Source organism: Roseomonas haemaphysalidis, assembly GCF_017355405.1.
GTDB classification, from domain to species: domain Bacteria; phylum Pseudomonadota; class Alphaproteobacteria; order Acetobacterales; family Acetobacteraceae; genus Pseudoroseomonas; species Pseudoroseomonas haemaphysalidis.
In genome coordinates, this window is the sequence record NZ_CP061177.1 from 401007 (window position 1) to 415472 (window position 14466).

Below are 14466 nucleotides of genomic sequence, written 5' to 3' on the forward strand. Positions count from 1 at the left end.
AAGTCGCCAGCAGCGCGATGAGTGGGGAAGCGAGAGCGATGGCCAGCAAACGTCCGGCGGTGACAGGCTTTTATCACCAGGATACCAGCAGCATCGCCTATGTCGTCGCGGATCCGGTGACGGGGCGGTGTGCCATCATCGATCCCGTCCTCGACTTCGACCGGGCTTACCGCAGCACCCACACGGCTTTTGCAGATCGGATGGTGACCTTCGTGCGCGAGCAGGGAATGGTCGTGGATTGGATCCTGGATACCCACCCCCACGCGGATCACTTCTCAGCTGCCGCTTATCTGAAGGACGTGTTCGGTGCTCCGACCGGTATCGGCGAGCATGTGAAACGGGTGCAGGATATCTGGAGACGCATCTATCACCTTCCCGACCTACCTGCCGACGGGTCTCAATGGGACCGACTATTCAAGGATGGTGACCGCTTCCAGATCGGTCATCTCGAGGCAGAGGTCTTCTTCTCTCCAGGGCATACCGCAGCTTCCGTCACCTATGTCGTCTGTGACGCCGCTTTCGTGCATGACACGCTCTTTATGCCCGATGGTGGCACCGCGAGGACCGACTTCCCCGGAGGCGACACTCATGCGCTTTATCACAGCATCCAACGCATCCTGACATTGCCGCCGGAGACACGGGTCTACACTGGCCACGATTACCAGCCTGGTGGTCGTGAGCCGCGCTGGGAGTCGACGGTCGCGGAGCAAGTCACCCACAACGTCCACCTCCGCGGTGGTGTGACAGAAGAAGCTTTCGTTCAGATGCGCGAAGCGCGTGACCGTACGCTAGCGTTTCCAGCTCTGCTGCTTGACGCGCTTCAGATCAACCTCAGAGGAGGGCGTATGCCTGAGCCGGAAGCGAACGGTATCTCTTATCTGAAAATCCCCCTCAATCAATTCCGTAGCACCGTCTGCGCGGCGACCCACACCGTTCAGGATAAACTGTAGGTGGCAAGCTTCATTCTGTCCGGACCGCACTGAGATCCGCGCTGAACGGCGCACGAGTGCTGTCCATTTAGCTCGGAGATAGCGGCATTGCGGAGAGCAGCGCGAACGGTGAGCAGTGCCCACTGTGATAGCGGCACTTCTTAGCACAGATGAGTTGCTGTGGATCGGCTCCGAATGTCGACTCCTATCGACGTCCTAATCCGACCCCGTTCGATATCGCTTAATGCTCTTTTTTCCTAGGTAGCTGAATTTCCCTGCGCTGGGGTCAGTCTTGGACGTCGATAGGGGGTTTAAGCGATGCGCTGATTCACAGATAGATGCCTTTTGACTGATGGATCGCCGCCCACAGCTTCTCTAAGGTCCTGGATTAGGCAGATGACCGACGGGGTGTCATGAAGGCACTCGGGAAGGACCTGGCTGATGCCGGGCATGGTTTGGAGTACAAGGTTTGCACGAACGCATCACGCCGGGCACCCGCTTTACAGCCAAGGGTGGGGCCATGCTGCTGATGCTCTCCCTCCTGAGTCTGGCGGGATGCGGCAACAAGTTGGTCGACGCGACCGACGACCAGCTCGCTGCTCTGTTCGCGGATCGGATGCAGCTCTCGAGAACCGAAACAGCGGAGCCGCGCATCACCCGCCGCACTCTGGATTGCGTGCGCCTGATCGGGGGACTGGATGACGCGATCTACAAGGACGCCCCGGCCGAACTGATGGGCGCCCTCCGCACCGACTGTCGCCGGGGGCTGCAAGATCGACTGAATGACACCGCCCGCAATCCCCTAGGTATCACCCTGGCCGATCTGGAAGCCTCCAAGGCTGGCGAGCGCATCACTGCGGTGCAGGTGAAGTTGGAACAGGCATGGCGCACAGCGGAGGATGCCCGTCAGGCGGCAGCACGCGTCGAGCAGGAGCGCAGTGTGCAAGAAGCGCGTGACAAGATGGTCCGCGACTTCGAGGAACGCAGGCGGGGCGTCGAGCAGAGCGTGGAGGAGGTCGAAACGGTGCTAGGTGACATCACTCCTGCCTGTGCCGAGAACGAGGCGGCCCGGCAGGGCGCCATCACCGCCAACAGCCGGAACCGGTACCGCTGGTCCATGCCGTACCCCTGTGGCGAGGCGAACCTTCGTGGCATCCGAGACCAGACAACCCGTGTCCGCACTGAGCTGGGCAAGCTTGCTCCGGACGCAGCGACACGTCCGGGTGGTGCCTTCGCATTACCGCAGTTCTACGGCAACAACCCCGACCAGCTTCGGGGGCGACTTGCTCAGATCAAGGCGCAAACCGCAGAAATGTGCGCTGCGGCGCAGTAGCCGCCACGGCCCAGGGCGGAGACGATCAGGGCTTGGTCTCCTTCAGAAAGCCAACGCGTTTCGGATCGGTGTGCCGGAGTGCAATGTTTTCCACGCATGATGATCCGTGCGGGCGGCTTAGCCACGGCCGGGGAGTCCTCGAACTGCGGAGCGCCAGTCCTACGGTAGCTCTCGACGGGGCTGCAGTCCGCACCAGCTGGGCGACGGCGCTCGCCGAGATCACCTAGACGATCACGGCCTAGGGCAGCAGGCTCACCGATTCCCTTCCTGCCTCGGCGTCGCCGATCCTGGTCAGGGCAGGACGAGGTGCCTCCGTGCTCCGCCGTCGTAGACGAAGCCGGTGACTGACACGGGCGGGCGATCGCGTCCCATCCCGTAGGTAGCCGGATCGTATTCCCACCGAACGTCCCCTGAGAGTTCTTGCCCCGCCACAGGGTACGGGGCCGCACGGTCGTAAGTGCTTTCCAGCGGCGAGCCGTCTTCGTGGAAGGCGATGATCCAAGGCATCCCTCCTACCACCGGAGATTTCAGAGGCTTGTCGAGCGGAGACGCGAAGTCGAACTGCAGCCACACTTGTCGCAGTTCCTGTCGTGGCTGGACACTCGTGCGCGGTGGCAGGATCCAGCCCCGCTATGTCGACGTGCCCGACAGTTCGCAGTTCCGCAGCCGCCCCGCAGCGGTCAGTTCGACCTCACCCTTCGCGCAGGTCCAATCGTCGATAGTCTGTGCATCTGCCAGACCAACGACCCACCCGCCTTCCACGACGCGCAGGAAGCCGTTCATGCAGACACCAAGGACCTCCGTGGGGGCAGGCAGGGTCGCGGCCTGGGGGCGCCGGTGGGATGCATCCTCCCATACGACTGCCGTTCCGGCGGCGAGCGGAAAGCCATTGATCACTCGCGGTCGGTCGAGGATCGTGGTGAGGCGCGCGATCTCGATACGTTGCTGCAAGCGTGAGAATGGCGTGCTTGGCTGGAAAACCTCGTACACCCATAGATACAGGATCAGCAGGAGGGTGACGGCGATGCTCGTAACTCAAAGAAGGATATGGAGTAGGGACGGCCAGTTCATACCTGAGACCTATGCCCTAGTTGAGCGGTACCGCTGGGATCCGGTGATCTCTCATGTCTTCTCGTCGATGCTGGCTACTCCACCGTTGCGCGATCAGGAAAGCCACGGCGCTTGAACATGTCCAGTCATGTCCCCGTTCGGTTTACGGCTCCGGCAGGGGTGTTGGGCTACCCGTCCAGGCATCGACCCCGGCAGTGCGGAGGCGGTTCGTGACGGCAAGAATGAGAAATGTGAAGTGCTTGCCCCCGAGTATGCCCCATCGCGCCTCGTCTTCCGAGATCGCGTCCTCCCGCCACGCGGCCTGATGCCCGCCACGGTCATAGCGCATGAAATAGGCGCCACCTCGCGCCCAGATCTGGCAGCCCCAGCCGTAGTCGACGAGTTTCACTGGTTCTCCTTCGCCCCGCGGCAGCGAGTTGTGGTCGCCCGTCCTCAGCCATAGGTCCATCGCGGCCTGATACATGCGGTGGCGCTGACGCGGGTAATCCAGCACCTCCTCCCAAGTCACGCCAGGCCGGTCCTTCGCCACGCCATCAGTGGTCAGGACGATGCTGTCGAGCGCCCAGGCGCCATCGGTCGGCGTCACGTTCCAGGCACCCGGCCCCTCGAACAGGGCTAGCACGGCGCGAGCGACGCTACCTGGCTCAGTATCTAGTCGCGTCGCCAGCCCATTCAGCACCTCGGCCCAGTGCCGCTGGTCGCTACGGGCGAAGTGGGCGGCCACTGCCATCATACGGTTCCGCAGGCGCCGTATGGATGGGGTGCGCGTCATTGATAGTCCATCCAATGCCGATATTTGACCATTGTGGTCATGTCCTTCAGGTAGGCCTCCCGGCGAGCCGTAACCACCCGTGGAAGCCCGCGGGCACCAGAATCCAACGGCCCAGCAGTGCCGCAACGACCGCGATCCGAACATGCCGGGATCCGGGGAAGGTTCGGCCATATACTGCATCGCTCGGACCGTAACAGCGCAGCGGATGGGCCGTGAAGGATCTTGATGCTGTTCGTGCTGGTGCCGGGGAAAGCATGTCCAACAGCCATAGCCCGGGGCATGGTGTCGGGGCGGCAAGGGGCGGTGCGACGTGAGGCGTGGATCGATGATGCTGGCCGTTACTGTGTTCGCGTCCATCCTGCTGGTGGGCCTGGACGGCTTCATCCTGACCGTGATGTTCCTCTACCAACCGACGTGGGCCGAGATCCTGGCCGGTGTCATGCTGGCCGGGGCACTGGCGGCCTTCCTGCTCCGGTGGCGCTGGCTGTTCCTTACCTCTCAGAACGTGGTGACCGCTGTCACGCTCCTGCGCCTGTTGCAATGGGAAGGTCCTAAGCGGGCCACGGATCTCATCGGTCCTATCCTCTTCGTGCTCCTCCTTGCGGTCGGCAATCTCCTCGCCTGGTACCTTGCCCGCGCCATCCCGCCCCGCCGCAGCGGCCCCCAGCGTACCGGGACAGGATGACGCGAACTGTCCCTCATACTGCAGCAAAAGGGGTGTGGACCGGCTCCGAATGTTGACCCCTATCGACGCTCAAATCCGACGCCGTTCAATATTGCTCAATGCTTTTTTCGGTCGCTGAATCTCCCCGCGCTGAGGTCATTCTTGGACGTTGATAGGGGGTTGAGCGATGTGCTGATTCGCACATCTGATAGGCCGCTCGCGACGATCAGATCCAGTTTTCGACCATTAGCTCACGGGTGCGCTTCAGCGTCGACAGCAAGGCAGCCTTATAGCCCTGGTCACTGTCGAACTGTGCCTGCTCGGTCCTCTCCTCGGGACCGTCCGGCTCCTTCCCGCGGAGGCCGAGGAAGCAGTAGAAGCGGAGTTGGAGCGCCCCGTCTTCATCCTCGAACAGTTCGTTGATGATGGCACCCTCGCGCGGACCGGTCGCCTGGAAGAAAGTGACCTTGCTTTCGTGCTCGAAGGCGATGATCTCGCGCAGGTTGGTGCCTCCGATCATGGCCTCGCGCACGATATGCGTCGTACTCTCCTCTACGACTTCGCAACTGGTGCAGAGACCGGGTGGCAGGAATAGGCGGGCATCACGCGCCTTGAGGACCAGTCCCTCCCAGGCCTGGGCGCGGGTCAGTGAGATTTCGCCTTCCGGATTCACCGCGACGGTGGCGGACGAATAAATCATGACAATGATCCTACTGCTGCGAGATGGGAGGCCGTCCGGTCTTCAGGCTGCGGCGGCGATACGGGCGGCGAAATCGCGGTAGGAGTGCAGCGGGCGGCCCAGCATCTCGGTCAGGCGCTCCACGTCGCCCGCCTGGGGCACCATGCCGATGGTGGCGAAGCGCTCGGCCATCAGGCGCATGTCGAAAGCCATCCAGTTCGGCATGATGCCTCGCAGGTTGGCTTCGAAACCGGCTGTATCCTCGCCGGGGTAGGCGATCGGGCAGCCGAGGACGTCCGACCAGATGGCGGCCACGTCGGCCCCTGTTAGCGTGTCCGGGCCCACCAGGTTGATGCGGTCGGGTGGCAACGGCGCGGCGGCCTGCTCGCGGCGGATCAGCTCGATCGCCGCGACCTCGCCGATGTCGCGCACGTCCACCATGGCGAGGCCCTTGGAGCCGATCGGCATGGGGTAGATGCCGTAGCTGGTGATGACGTCCTTGATCGCCGCGTCGTTGTCGATGAAGTAGGCCGGGCGGAGGATGGTGGCAGGCAGCCCCATCGCCTCAATCATACGCTCCACCGCGAACTTGCCCGCGAAGTGCGGCACGTTGACGTAGCGCTCGCCCTCGAACACCGAGAGGTAGACGATCCGCTCGATGCCTGCCTCGCGGGCGACGTTCAGGGCGATCAGCGCCTGGGTGAACTCGTCGGGCACCACGGCATTCAGCAGGAAGAGCGTCGAGACGCCGGAGAAGGCCGCGCGCAGCGGGTCCACGTCGAGCAGGTCGCCCTGGACCACGGCGACGCCTTCGGGGAAGCTGGCCTTGGAGGGATCGCGGACGAGGGCGCGCACATCAGCGCCGCGCTTCGTCAGCTGTTGGACGACCTGACGGCCGACATTGCCGGTGGCGCCGGTGACGAGAATGGTCATGGGGTTCGCTCCTTAGACGATGATGGGTGGCGTCCCGGAGATTGAGAGTTCCGGCTTCGAACCAATAGGCGGTAGATTTGGACAGTCTGTCTCTCTGGTGGAACACATGGACCTGCTCGCCTTGGCCGACTTCAATCTCGTCGCCCGTCACGAGGGGTTCGGCCGGGCAGCGCGGGCTGCCAGTCGGCCCAAGGCGACGCTGAGCCGCCGTGTCGCGGAATTGGAGGCCAGCCTCGGCCTGCGCCTGTTCGAGCGCGGCGCCCGCGTCCTCAGGCTGACTCAGGAGGGTCGGGCGCTCTACGAACGGACAGGAAGGCTGCTCGCTGAGCTCGACGAGGCGGCGGTCGCGATGGCGTCAGGGGTGGACAGGCCACGAGGCCGCCTGCGGATCAGTGCTCCCCTGCTTTTCTCCCAGACCGCCATGGGGCGGTTGGCGGCGGAGTTCGCGCTGAAGTTTCCAGAGGTCCGGCTGGACGTCACGACGGAGGACCGAGCGGTCGACATGGTGGAGGAGGGATACGATCTGGTGATCCGGGTCAATCCAGATCCGGACGAGAGCCTCGTCGGGCGGGTCTTCCTGAACGACCGGCTAGTCGTCGTAGCGCCTCCCGCCCTCGGCCGACCGTTCGACGGCTCTCCTGTACCGGCGGTCCTGCGCGGCTCGAGCGGGCCGGACGGGGCATGGGTCGTCAGGACACCGACCGGCACGTCGAGGATCGTGGTGGATCCCGTGCTTCGCCTCTCGTCACTCCTCATGGTTCGCGACGCCGTCCGGGCAGGCGTCGGCGCCGCACGCCTCCCGGTGTCGCTTGTGGGCCACGACCTGAAAGCTGGGAGGTTGGTCCTCTGGGGCGACGTTGAAGGTCCGGACATCTCCCTCTGGACGCTCTACCCCTCACGGCGGCTGCTGAGCGCGCGTGTCTCCGCCTTCCTCGACCACATGAAGGCAGCATTCCCTCAGGGGACTCCGGAGGAGCTGGGGGCCTACATCGAGGCCTGAGGACGCTTCACGCTCACTCCGACACGCACGGTCGAACCGATGACGAAGGCGGCCTGGCGGCCGACCAGCCGGGGGGGGGGGGGGGAGGCTACCCGCTAGTTCAGGGTGCCCACACTTGCCTGGCGCGCTCTGGCGTAGTGAACGGGTGGAACGCCGACGTGGCGGGAGAAGGCCACGCTGAACGTGCTCGCCGAGCTGTAGCCTACCCGCTCGGCCGTTTCCGCCACACCGGCTCCGCCCTGGCGCAATAGGTTCTTCGCGAGCGCCATGCGCCAGCCCAACAGGTATTCCATGGGCGCCACGCCCACCTCGCGTCGGAACCGTTCGAAGAAGGCCGACCGCGAAAGGGCTGCCTCTCTGGCCAACTCGGCCACCGTCCAGTTCCGCGTCGGTTGATCGTGTAGCTGCCGCAGGGCTGTGGCAAGGCGCTCGTCGGCAAGACCTCGCAGCAGGCCTGGCGGGGCGGCGGCTCCAGTGGTGGTACGCAGCGCCTCGATCAGCAGGACCTCGAGCAGCCGCGACAGGATCACATCGCGGCCCGGCCGGTTGCCACGCGTCTCGTCATCCAGCAGTTCTCCTAGCGTCGTGAGCCTCCTGTGTCCGCGGGCGTGAAGGAGCCGCGGCAGGAGCGATACCAGCAGGTGCGCGTCCTCCGAGCCGAAAGCGCAGTGACCGACAAGGGCGCGCACATCGGGCGCTTGGTCCGGGCTACCCAGGCGGAACACGCCGGGACTGACCTCGACCGGCGGCGCCTCCGTGCCAGGAAGGGGCGGTTCAAGGCTCGAGACGACGAAGTCGTGGGCCGCAGGGACGAGGACGAAGTCGCCTGTCTCGAGGATGATCGATTCCTGTCCATGAACTGCCAGGCGACAGACGCCGTCGAGCACCACAAGGTAAAACGGGTGCCCATGGATCGAGCGGTGCACGATCCACCGGCCCGTACCAGTGACGAGCTTGGAGAACGATGCAGTGGGCTTGAGCAGTTCAACGACCTGGGCGAGCGGATCGGGCATATTCTGGACTTAAGCGAATGCGATGTGGACTTCCAGATGTAGAAGGTCCAGTCGTCGGGGCCTACCCTCCCGTTGACCCGCAACAGGAGCTTGCATGAATTCCATCCTGATCACCGGCTGCTCGTCCGGCTTCGGCCTCGAGACGGCACGGCTGTTCCTTGACCGCGGCTGGACCGTCGTCGCCACGATGCGCACGCCGCGCGAGGACGTCCTGCCGCAATCTGAACGGCTGCGGATCTTGCAACTCGATGTCACGGATGCGGGCAGCATCGCACGTGCCGTGGAAGCGGCCGGGCCGATCGAGGTCCTGGTCAACAACGCCGGGGTTGGCCTGCTCAACGCGCTGGAAGGCGTGTCGATGGACAGCGTCCGGGAAGTGTTCGAGACCAATACGCTCGGCACCATCGCCATGACCCGGGCCGTGCTACCCCAATTTCGGGAAAGGCGGTCCGGGGTGGTCGTCAATGTAACGTCGAGCGTGACTCTGAAGCCACTGCACCTGCTTTCTGTCTATACCGCCAGCAAGGCCGCAGTGAACGCCTTCACTGAATCTCTTGCACTGGAACTGGAGCCATTTGGCATGCGGGCCTGCTTGGTGCTGCCAGGCCGCTCCCCTGCGACTTCGTTTGGCAGCAATGCCCGCACTCGCATGGGCATGGACATCCCTGAAAGCTATAGCGGATTGGCAAAGCAGGTCTTCGCGGGATGGCAAACATCGACCGAGGAGGTCACGCACGCACAGGACGTGGCACAGGCAGTGTGGCGTGCGGCTACAGATCCATCGTGTCCAATGCGACTTCCAGCCGGGGCTGACGCGGTCGCCTTGGCAGGGGCAGGCTGACCGCGCCGACTTCCATATCAAAGGGCGGCAATCCCCGTTCCGGCATTCGCTGGTTACCCTCTAGCGACAAATGCTTCGTCAATCGGACGCAACCGTAGGCCGCATTTAGGGGCCAGCGCGTCTTTTCGAAGCCCGCGAGGCCAGGATTTCAAGGGTGTTAATCAGCGTTTGGACTGGGCCTTCTGATGGCAGCGCAAGACAGAGTGCTAATGACCCTTGCTTCAAGCAGGTTAAGCATGGCGCGACAGCATATCTGCCGCTTCATCAGCGTGACATGGCTGATGTGGCCTTTGGTCTTCCGTTCAGCCGGGGTGAGGTGATGGCCGCCGAGAATGCGGCCATGCCACCGGCAGTGTCTCATGACCGGGAGACGATGATCAGGCTGGTCCGCGCCTGCTCAATCGGCTGCTACGAATCATCCGTAACCTCGTAACAAGTTGCGGTCCTGAACCGGCAACAGGGTCAGGAGGCATTAGACTAGCCGATAGTGCTCCACTGCACGTGAAGGTCCTGGCGAGAGCCTTGGCGGTTTGAATTTGGATCCCTCAGGTCGGCGCGTTCGAGAAATTGCAGAAGACGCCAGAACCCAGCTTGGAACTCATCTCCATTAAGTGCCTTTTGGCATTCCTGAACTAATGCCTGCAGGCCACCAACCTCTGTTGCCTCGACGAACAGCAAGGTTTCGCGCTGGGGTGGCTGGGCATCAGGGAAGGCCTCGTAGGACTGCCCGACCTGCGCTGCCTGGCCCAGCATGAAGCCCAGGATACTGCCTTCGGCCAATGCTTGAGTCAGCGGACGCCGAAGCAAGGGAAGCGCTTCTTCTTTGACCTCAGGGATGCGCAATGTTGCCACTGCGCCGCCCCGGCCGAAACGTTCTGCTGCCAAGGTTTCGCAGGGTAGGCGACGAAAGGCGGTCAGCGTCTTGCGCATTGCGGTCGACCAGGGCGTCGGGTCCCGTACGAGAGACATGTAGTCAGCGGTGTCCAGCGCCTCGAGATTATCCAACTCGTAGATGGTAAAATAGCCACCGCCATCTTCGGCGCGATATCTGCAGGCGGCACGGAAGCCCGGCGCTCCCAGCCGTTCCGGCACGTGCTCCTGACTGTGCCACGTTTCGTACTCGGCTTCGCGACCGGGCACGACGCCGTTCCAGAGTGCAAGAAATGCAGGGGGCGTCATGCGCGCAAGATCACCTTGGAGGCAGCTCGGCTTCGCAAGAGAACAAAACCTTCCTTTGCATCAGCCAGCGACAGACGATGTGTGATCATCGCCTGTATGCGGTCCTGATGCCGCTGCATGAAGGCGATCACACGGGACCAGTCGGTAACAGGCGCGCGATAGGCGCCGTAGATTGACTGTTCCATTCGCACCAGCTGCGTCAGGTCGATAGGCGCTGGGCGAGCGTGGATACCCGCGACCACCAGGGTGCCGCCCCGACGCAGCTGCCGTAAGCCACCCTCGATCGCTGCCGTGGCGCCAGCGGCCTCAATCACCGCATCGAACGGCTTGTCTTGCCCGGCTGCGGCCAAAGCATTTGGAAGGTCGGCCCCTGCTAGGTCGATCGCTGTCCCATCACAGACTGCCCTGGCGGTCGTCAGGCGCGCCTCGTCATGAACCCCGGCGAGCACGACTTCAGCGCCCGCTGCCGTCGCGAAGAGGGCGATGCCTAAACCAATGGGGCCTGGGCCCAGTACAAGCACCCTTTGGCCCGGCTTGACCGCCGCTAGGTCCACCGCGTGCATGGAGACGCTCAAGGGCTCGGTCATCGCCGCAAGTTCGGCAGCCATCCCATCCGGCACGGGCACGCAGTTCGCAGCAGGCACTCGGACCAGTGCGGCGAAGGCGCCGTCCCGTCCGATCCCGATGCCGCGCCGGTGGGTGCAGCCGTCCGGATCGCCTGCTGTGCAGGCGGCACAGTGACCGCACACGGTGGAGGGACGCACCGTCACCCGCTGTCCCACGGCGACGCCCCGGGCATCCTCCCCAAGCTCGACGATGCGACCTGCAAACTCGTGCCCGATCGTCACCGGCATGGCTGATGTCATGGAAGCATAGCCCGCCGTCCAATCCGCGATATGCACGTCGGTGCCGCAGATGCCTGCGGCTTCGACTTCCACGAGCACCTCGCCAGGTTGCGGTATGGGTTCGGGTACTTCGGCGAAGTCGAGGCCGGGCTCGGGAGAAGTCTTGCGCAGTGCCAGCATGGTCATTCCATCCGCACCTTGGCGTCTGTAATTACCTTGGCCCAAAGCTGTGCCTCGCTGTCCATGAACTGGCTTAGCGCTGCAGGGCTGCCACCCGCAGGCACGGCGCCCAAGGTGCCGAGACGGTTGATCACGGCCTGATCCTTTACCGTCGTGTTAAAAGCTCGATTCAGGGCCTCGGTCACCGGAGCGGGGGTGTCGCGGGGCACTGCCAAGGCCACCCACGCGGAAACATCATAACCGGGGAAGCCTTGCTCAGCCACGGTGGGCACATCTGGTAAGGTCGGTACGCGCTGCGCGGTGGTAACGGCAAGGGCCTTCAACGTTCCACTGGCGATCTGCCCGGCTGCTGAGGCCAGCGTGCAAAACATGACGTTGAGGCTGCCACCGATGGTGTCGGTCAGCGCCGGGGCCTCACCACGGTAGGGGATGTGCTGCGTATCGATACCAGTGCGCAAACCAAACAATTCGCCTGCCAGATGCGCGACCGTGCCGGTGCCGCCAGATCCGAAGGTCAGCGGCGTGCCGGACTTGCGGGTGGCCTCTGCCAGCTCAGCCATGGTCTGCACCGGGGAGGCCGGGCGCGTGACGACCACGAAGGGCAACCGTGCGATCAGTCCGACCGGCGCCAGCTCGGTTCTCCAGTCGTAGGGGACGTCGGAGCGGAAGGCAGGATTGATCACCGTGGTCGTCGGCACCGCCAGAATGGTGTAGCCGTCGGGTTGCGCCCGGGTAACGGCCTGCGTCGCCGGGATGGTGCTGCCGCCGCCACGGTTCTCAATCACTAGGCGCTTGCCCAGAACGTCTCCAGCCCGCTCCGCGATGGTGCGGGTGGCCACGTCTACACCGCCACCGGCGGCGAAGGGTACGATGATGGTGGGGGAGCGGGTGGGCCAGCTGGGCTGAGCAAGCGCGATACTAGGCAGCAGTGCCAAACCTCCAGCGGCGGACATCCCGCGCAGCAGGTCACGTCGGCTGACAGCATGATACATTTTGACGGCAGGGTTCACGGGCTGCTTCTTCCTCTTCTGTGGATTCTCTCGGCTACGCGTGATCCGCGGCCACGATCCATTCGGAAAGTTAGGACCCGGCCCCCCTCCTGCGGCAACAGACATTCCCGCAACGGGCTATAGCCTCAGGACATCGGTTAAGCAGGGGAAAGCGAGGCGATTCCCTGCGATATCAATGTTTCGAAAGTCTTCAAGAAGACGCCCTGCACGCGATCCACCACCCGGTGGACATAGACATCGAACACGCGATCTCCAGCGATCGGCAAAATGGCAAGCCGGTCCCGCCGTACCGACATGGCACTGAATGGGTCGATCACGGCCACCGCCAGACCGACTTCGGCTAGCGCTGCAGCGGATTCTGCGAAGCGAACGTGGTGCGCCCGTCCGGGCGTGACGTCTGCCTGCGCCAGAAAGGCGTTGAGAACCTGCCCATGGACGGACCAGTCCTCGAACACTGCCAGCGGCAGATTGCGCAAGTCCTCTGGGTGCACAATCGCCTGACTGGCGAGCGGCCAATCCCGCGGCACGAGAGCCACAGGCGCGCCGCTGCCCACGCGTGCACTGCGCAAACCTGCCCGGGCCATGGGGAACAGCGTGACAGCTACCTCACCTGGCCCTTCCGTCAGGAAGGCAGCCACCTGACTGACCGAAAGCACGTCGAGTTGTAGCGATAAATCCGGGTGACGCTTTGCTAGTGCGGCCAAAGCTCCGGGCACCAACGTGCGGCCGATACTGGGCGAGGCCCCGACATGGAAATGACGTTTGCCCAGGCGTGCGGCGTCCGCTGCGCGACCGACGGCAGCACGCAGAGCCTCGTAAGCACGATCGATCTCGCCCAGCATCCGCCGGGCCTCGGACGTAGGATGCAGCCGACCAGCAGACCGGTCAAAAAGTGGTAGCCCCATGATGTCCTCCACCCGGGCCACGATACGGGTGACGGTGGGCTGTGCAATTCCCAACTCACGCGCTGCACCAACCAATGTACCCGCACGCAGCACGGCGCGAAAAACTTCAATCTGCCGAAGAGTCAGCATGGCGATGGCTCCCCCCAGACGCCGGACACGGTCAGGCGCCGTCTACGAGCTGGATTGCGAGACTAGCTGCGGCTCGGTGGAGCGCCGCGACGATGCGCGCCTCTGTAGCAACCGAGCACCGAACACTCGGCAGTGCCACGTTGATTGCCCCAACAGCGTGCCATCGCCGCTGCGTGCCAGACGGGCGAAGCCGATGATGCCAAGGTGGCGTTCTTCCCGGCTGCGGCCAAGTCCGTCTGGCCCGATCCGCATGACCTCCGCGCGCAAGGCATCAGCGTCTGTGATGGTGTGCACTGTGAAGCGCTCGCGCGCAGCTTGTGCGAGGTAGTCCTCCAACTCGATCTTGGACATCGCAGCAAGGAGCACCTTGCCCCAAGACGTCGCGTGCAGTGGCAGGAGCTGCCCGACACGGTAGGCGTAGGTTAGCGGGTGCCGCGCCACGGCGGAGACCAGCACCCGCCCCATCGTGCCCTCCAGCGCCACGAACCCCGCGCTCTCCTCCGCCTCGTCCGAAAGGCGGCGCACCACAGGGCGGACCAAAGCAGCCGAATTCGGGCCAGGCTTTGGCGCCGCGAGCCTGGACAGGGCCGGTCCGGTGCGCCAAGCGCGTCCGTCCGCGACGAGATATCCCTCGTCGGCCAGGGTTCGCACCAGGAGGGTCAGGCTGCTCTTAGGCACCCCCATGGCCTTCGCCAGTGCCGCATGGGTCATCGGTCCCATCCTGTTCACAAGGGCGAGCAGGTCGAGCGCACGCAGTGCAGATCGAACAGGACCAGGATTTAGAGGCGCCTGAGGCATGTTTGATTTTTGTTCAATATGATGAACGGCGACAAACTTTTTTCTTCACGCCTTAGATTTTCCATTGAGCAGCATGAGGAGTCTCGCGAGGATACGATCCAGTTCACGCAGATGAACAAACATCCGCTCGCGAGTAACTCAGGAGGACATCCATGCACCGCCGAACGTTTCTAGCTGTCAATCGG

Annotated in this window: 15 protein-coding genes; 5 read left to right on the forward strand and 10 right to left on the reverse strand. The window is 63.7% G+C overall.

Annotated features, from left to right (window positions below):
* Positions 1–38: 38 nt before the first annotated feature.
* Complete coding sequence (locus tag IAI59_RS01840) at positions 39–950, forward strand: MBL fold metallo-hydrolase (RefSeq protein WP_207417811.1); 912 nt, start codon at positions 39–41, stop codon at positions 948–950.
* Between the two features lie 499 nt (positions 951–1449).
* Positions 1450–2262 carry a hypothetical protein gene (locus IAI59_RS01845; RefSeq protein ID WP_207417812.1) on the forward strand — a complete coding sequence of 271 codons (813 nt, stop codon included), beginning with the start codon at positions 1450–1452 and terminating at the stop codon, positions 2260–2262.
* A gap of 630 nt (positions 2263–2892) precedes the next feature.
* On the opposite strand, the gene IAI59_RS01850 is transcribed toward IAI59_RS01845, so the two are convergent.
* Both IAI59_RS01850 and IAI59_RS01855 read right to left on the reverse strand, forming a co-directional pair.
* Complete coding sequence (locus tag IAI59_RS01850) at positions 2893–3213, reverse strand: hypothetical protein (RefSeq protein WP_207417813.1); 321 nt, start codon at positions 3211–3213, stop codon at positions 2893–2895.
* A gap of 262 nt (positions 3214–3475) precedes the next feature.
* Positions 3476–4063, reverse strand: a complete 588-nt coding sequence (locus IAI59_RS01855) for a hypothetical protein (protein WP_207417815.1) — start codon at positions 4061–4063, stop codon at positions 3476–3478.
* Positions 4064–4430: 367 nt separating this feature from the next.
* Here IAI59_RS01855 and IAI59_RS01860 point away from each other — a divergent pair, with 367 nt between their 5' ends.
* Positions 4431–4790 (forward strand): hypothetical protein, encoded by a 360-nt coding sequence (locus IAI59_RS01860; protein ID WP_207417816.1) that lies wholly within the window; start codon positions 4431–4433, stop codon positions 4788–4790.
* A 205-nt stretch (positions 4791–4995) separates the two neighbouring features.
* On the opposite strand, the gene IAI59_RS01865 is transcribed toward IAI59_RS01860, so the two are convergent.
* A complete protein-coding gene (locus IAI59_RS01865) occupies positions 4996–5469 on the reverse strand; it encodes an AtaL-like protein (RefSeq protein ID WP_207417817.1) in 474 nt (157 codons plus the stop codon).
* 42 nt (positions 5470–5511) lie between these two features.
* Entirely contained in the window at positions 5512–6381 is an 870-nt protein-coding gene (locus IAI59_RS01870; protein WP_207417818.1) for an SDR family oxidoreductase, read from the reverse strand.
* A gap of 106 nt (positions 6382–6487) precedes the next feature.
* On the opposite strand from IAI59_RS01870, the gene IAI59_RS01875 reads away from it, so the two are divergent.
* Positions 6488–7381 (forward strand): LysR family transcriptional regulator, encoded by an 894-nt coding sequence (locus IAI59_RS01875; RefSeq protein WP_207417820.1) that lies wholly within the window; start codon positions 6488–6490, stop codon positions 7379–7381.
* 95 nt (positions 7382–7476) lie between these two features.
* On the opposite strand, the gene IAI59_RS23300 is transcribed toward IAI59_RS01875, so the two are convergent.
* Positions 7477–8394: a helix-turn-helix transcriptional regulator gene (locus IAI59_RS23300; RefSeq protein ID WP_207417821.1), complete on the reverse strand. Its 918-nt coding sequence runs from the start codon at positions 8392–8394 to the stop codon at positions 7477–7479.
* Between the two features lie 94 nt (positions 8395–8488).
* Between IAI59_RS23300 and IAI59_RS01885 the strand changes: the two genes are divergently transcribed.
* Entirely contained in the window at positions 8489–9235 is a 747-nt protein-coding gene (locus IAI59_RS01885; RefSeq protein ID WP_207417822.1) for an SDR family oxidoreductase, read from the forward strand.
* 477 nt (positions 9236–9712) lie between these two features.
* Here IAI59_RS01885 and IAI59_RS01890 read toward each other — a convergent pair whose 3' ends face one another.
* From IAI59_RS01890 to IAI59_RS01910, 5 genes are all read right to left on the reverse strand, one after another.
* Positions 9713–10414, reverse strand: coding sequence for a DUF4286 family protein (locus IAI59_RS01890; protein WP_207417823.1), 702 nt, complete (start codon positions 10412–10414; stop codon positions 9713–9715).
* Complete coding sequence (locus IAI59_RS01895; RefSeq protein WP_237180772.1) at positions 10411–11445, reverse strand: zinc-dependent alcohol dehydrogenase; 1035 nt, start codon at positions 11443–11445, stop codon at positions 10411–10413. Before IAI59_RS01895 ends, IAI59_RS01890 begins: the two co-directional genes overlap by 4 nt.
* Positions 11442–12449 (reverse strand): Bug family tripartite tricarboxylate transporter substrate binding protein, encoded by a 1008-nt coding sequence (locus IAI59_RS01900; RefSeq protein ID WP_207417824.1) that lies wholly within the window; start codon positions 12447–12449, stop codon positions 11442–11444. The genes IAI59_RS01895 and IAI59_RS01900 overlap by 4 nt, the downstream gene beginning before the upstream one ends.
* A gap of 137 nt (positions 12450–12586) precedes the next feature.
* Positions 12587–13483 (reverse strand): LysR family transcriptional regulator, encoded by an 897-nt coding sequence (locus tag IAI59_RS01905; RefSeq protein ID WP_207417825.1) that lies wholly within the window; start codon positions 13481–13483, stop codon positions 12587–12589.
* Between the two features lie 42 nt (positions 13484–13525).
* The gene (locus tag IAI59_RS01910; protein ID WP_207417826.1) at positions 13526–14281 is read right to left on the reverse strand and encodes an IclR family transcriptional regulator; all 756 of its coding nucleotides are present in this window, start codon (positions 14279–14281) and stop codon (positions 13526–13528) included.
* Positions 14282–14466 lie beyond the last annotated feature (185 nt).

Excerpts from the sequence above, each read along its gene's own strand:
- IAI59_RS01840 (WP_207417811.1), top strand. The coding sequence starts at position 39 with ATGGCCAGCAAACGTCCGGCGGTGACAGGCTTTTATCACCAGGATACC.
- IAI59_RS01845 (WP_207417812.1), top strand. The coding sequence starts at position 1,450 with ATGCTGCTGATGCTCTCCCTCCTGAGTCTGGCGGGATGCGGCAACAAG.
- IAI59_RS01855 (WP_207417815.1), bottom strand. The coding sequence starts at position 4,063 with ATGGCAGTGGCCGCCCACTTCGCCCGTAGCGACCAGCGGCACTGGGCC.
- IAI59_RS01860 (WP_207417816.1), top strand. The coding sequence starts at position 4,431 with ATGATGCTGGCCGTTACTGTGTTCGCGTCCATCCTGCTGGTGGGCCTG.
- IAI59_RS01865 (WP_207417817.1), bottom strand. The coding sequence starts at position 5,469 with ATGATTTATTCGTCCGCCACCGTCGCGGTGAATCCGGAAGGCGAAATC.
- IAI59_RS01870 (WP_207417818.1), bottom strand. The coding sequence starts at position 6,381 with ATGACCATTCTCGTCACCGGCGCCACCGGCAATGTCGGCCGTCAGGTC.
- IAI59_RS01875 (WP_207417820.1), top strand. The coding sequence starts at position 6,488 with ATGGACCTGCTCGCCTTGGCCGACTTCAATCTCGTCGCCCGTCACGAG.
- IAI59_RS23300 (WP_207417821.1), bottom strand. The coding sequence starts at position 8,394 with ATGCCCGATCCGCTCGCCCAGGTCGTTGAACTGCTCAAGCCCACTGCA.
- IAI59_RS01885 (WP_207417822.1), top strand. The coding sequence starts at position 8,489 with ATGAATTCCATCCTGATCACCGGCTGCTCGTCCGGCTTCGGCCTCGAG.
- IAI59_RS01890 (WP_207417823.1), bottom strand. The coding sequence starts at position 10,414 with ATGACGCCCCCTGCATTTCTTGCACTCTGGAACGGCGTCGTGCCCGGT.
- IAI59_RS01895 (WP_237180772.1), bottom strand. The coding sequence starts at position 11,445 with ATGACCATGCTGGCACTGCGCAAGACTTCTCCCGAGCCCGGCCTCGAC.
- IAI59_RS01905 (WP_207417825.1), bottom strand. The coding sequence starts at position 13,483 with ATGCTGACTCTTCGGCAGATTGAAGTTTTTCGCGCCGTGCTGCGTGCG.
- IAI59_RS01910 (WP_207417826.1), bottom strand. The coding sequence starts at position 14,281 with ATGCCTCAGGCGCCTCTAAATCCTGGTCCTGTTCGATCTGCACTGCGT.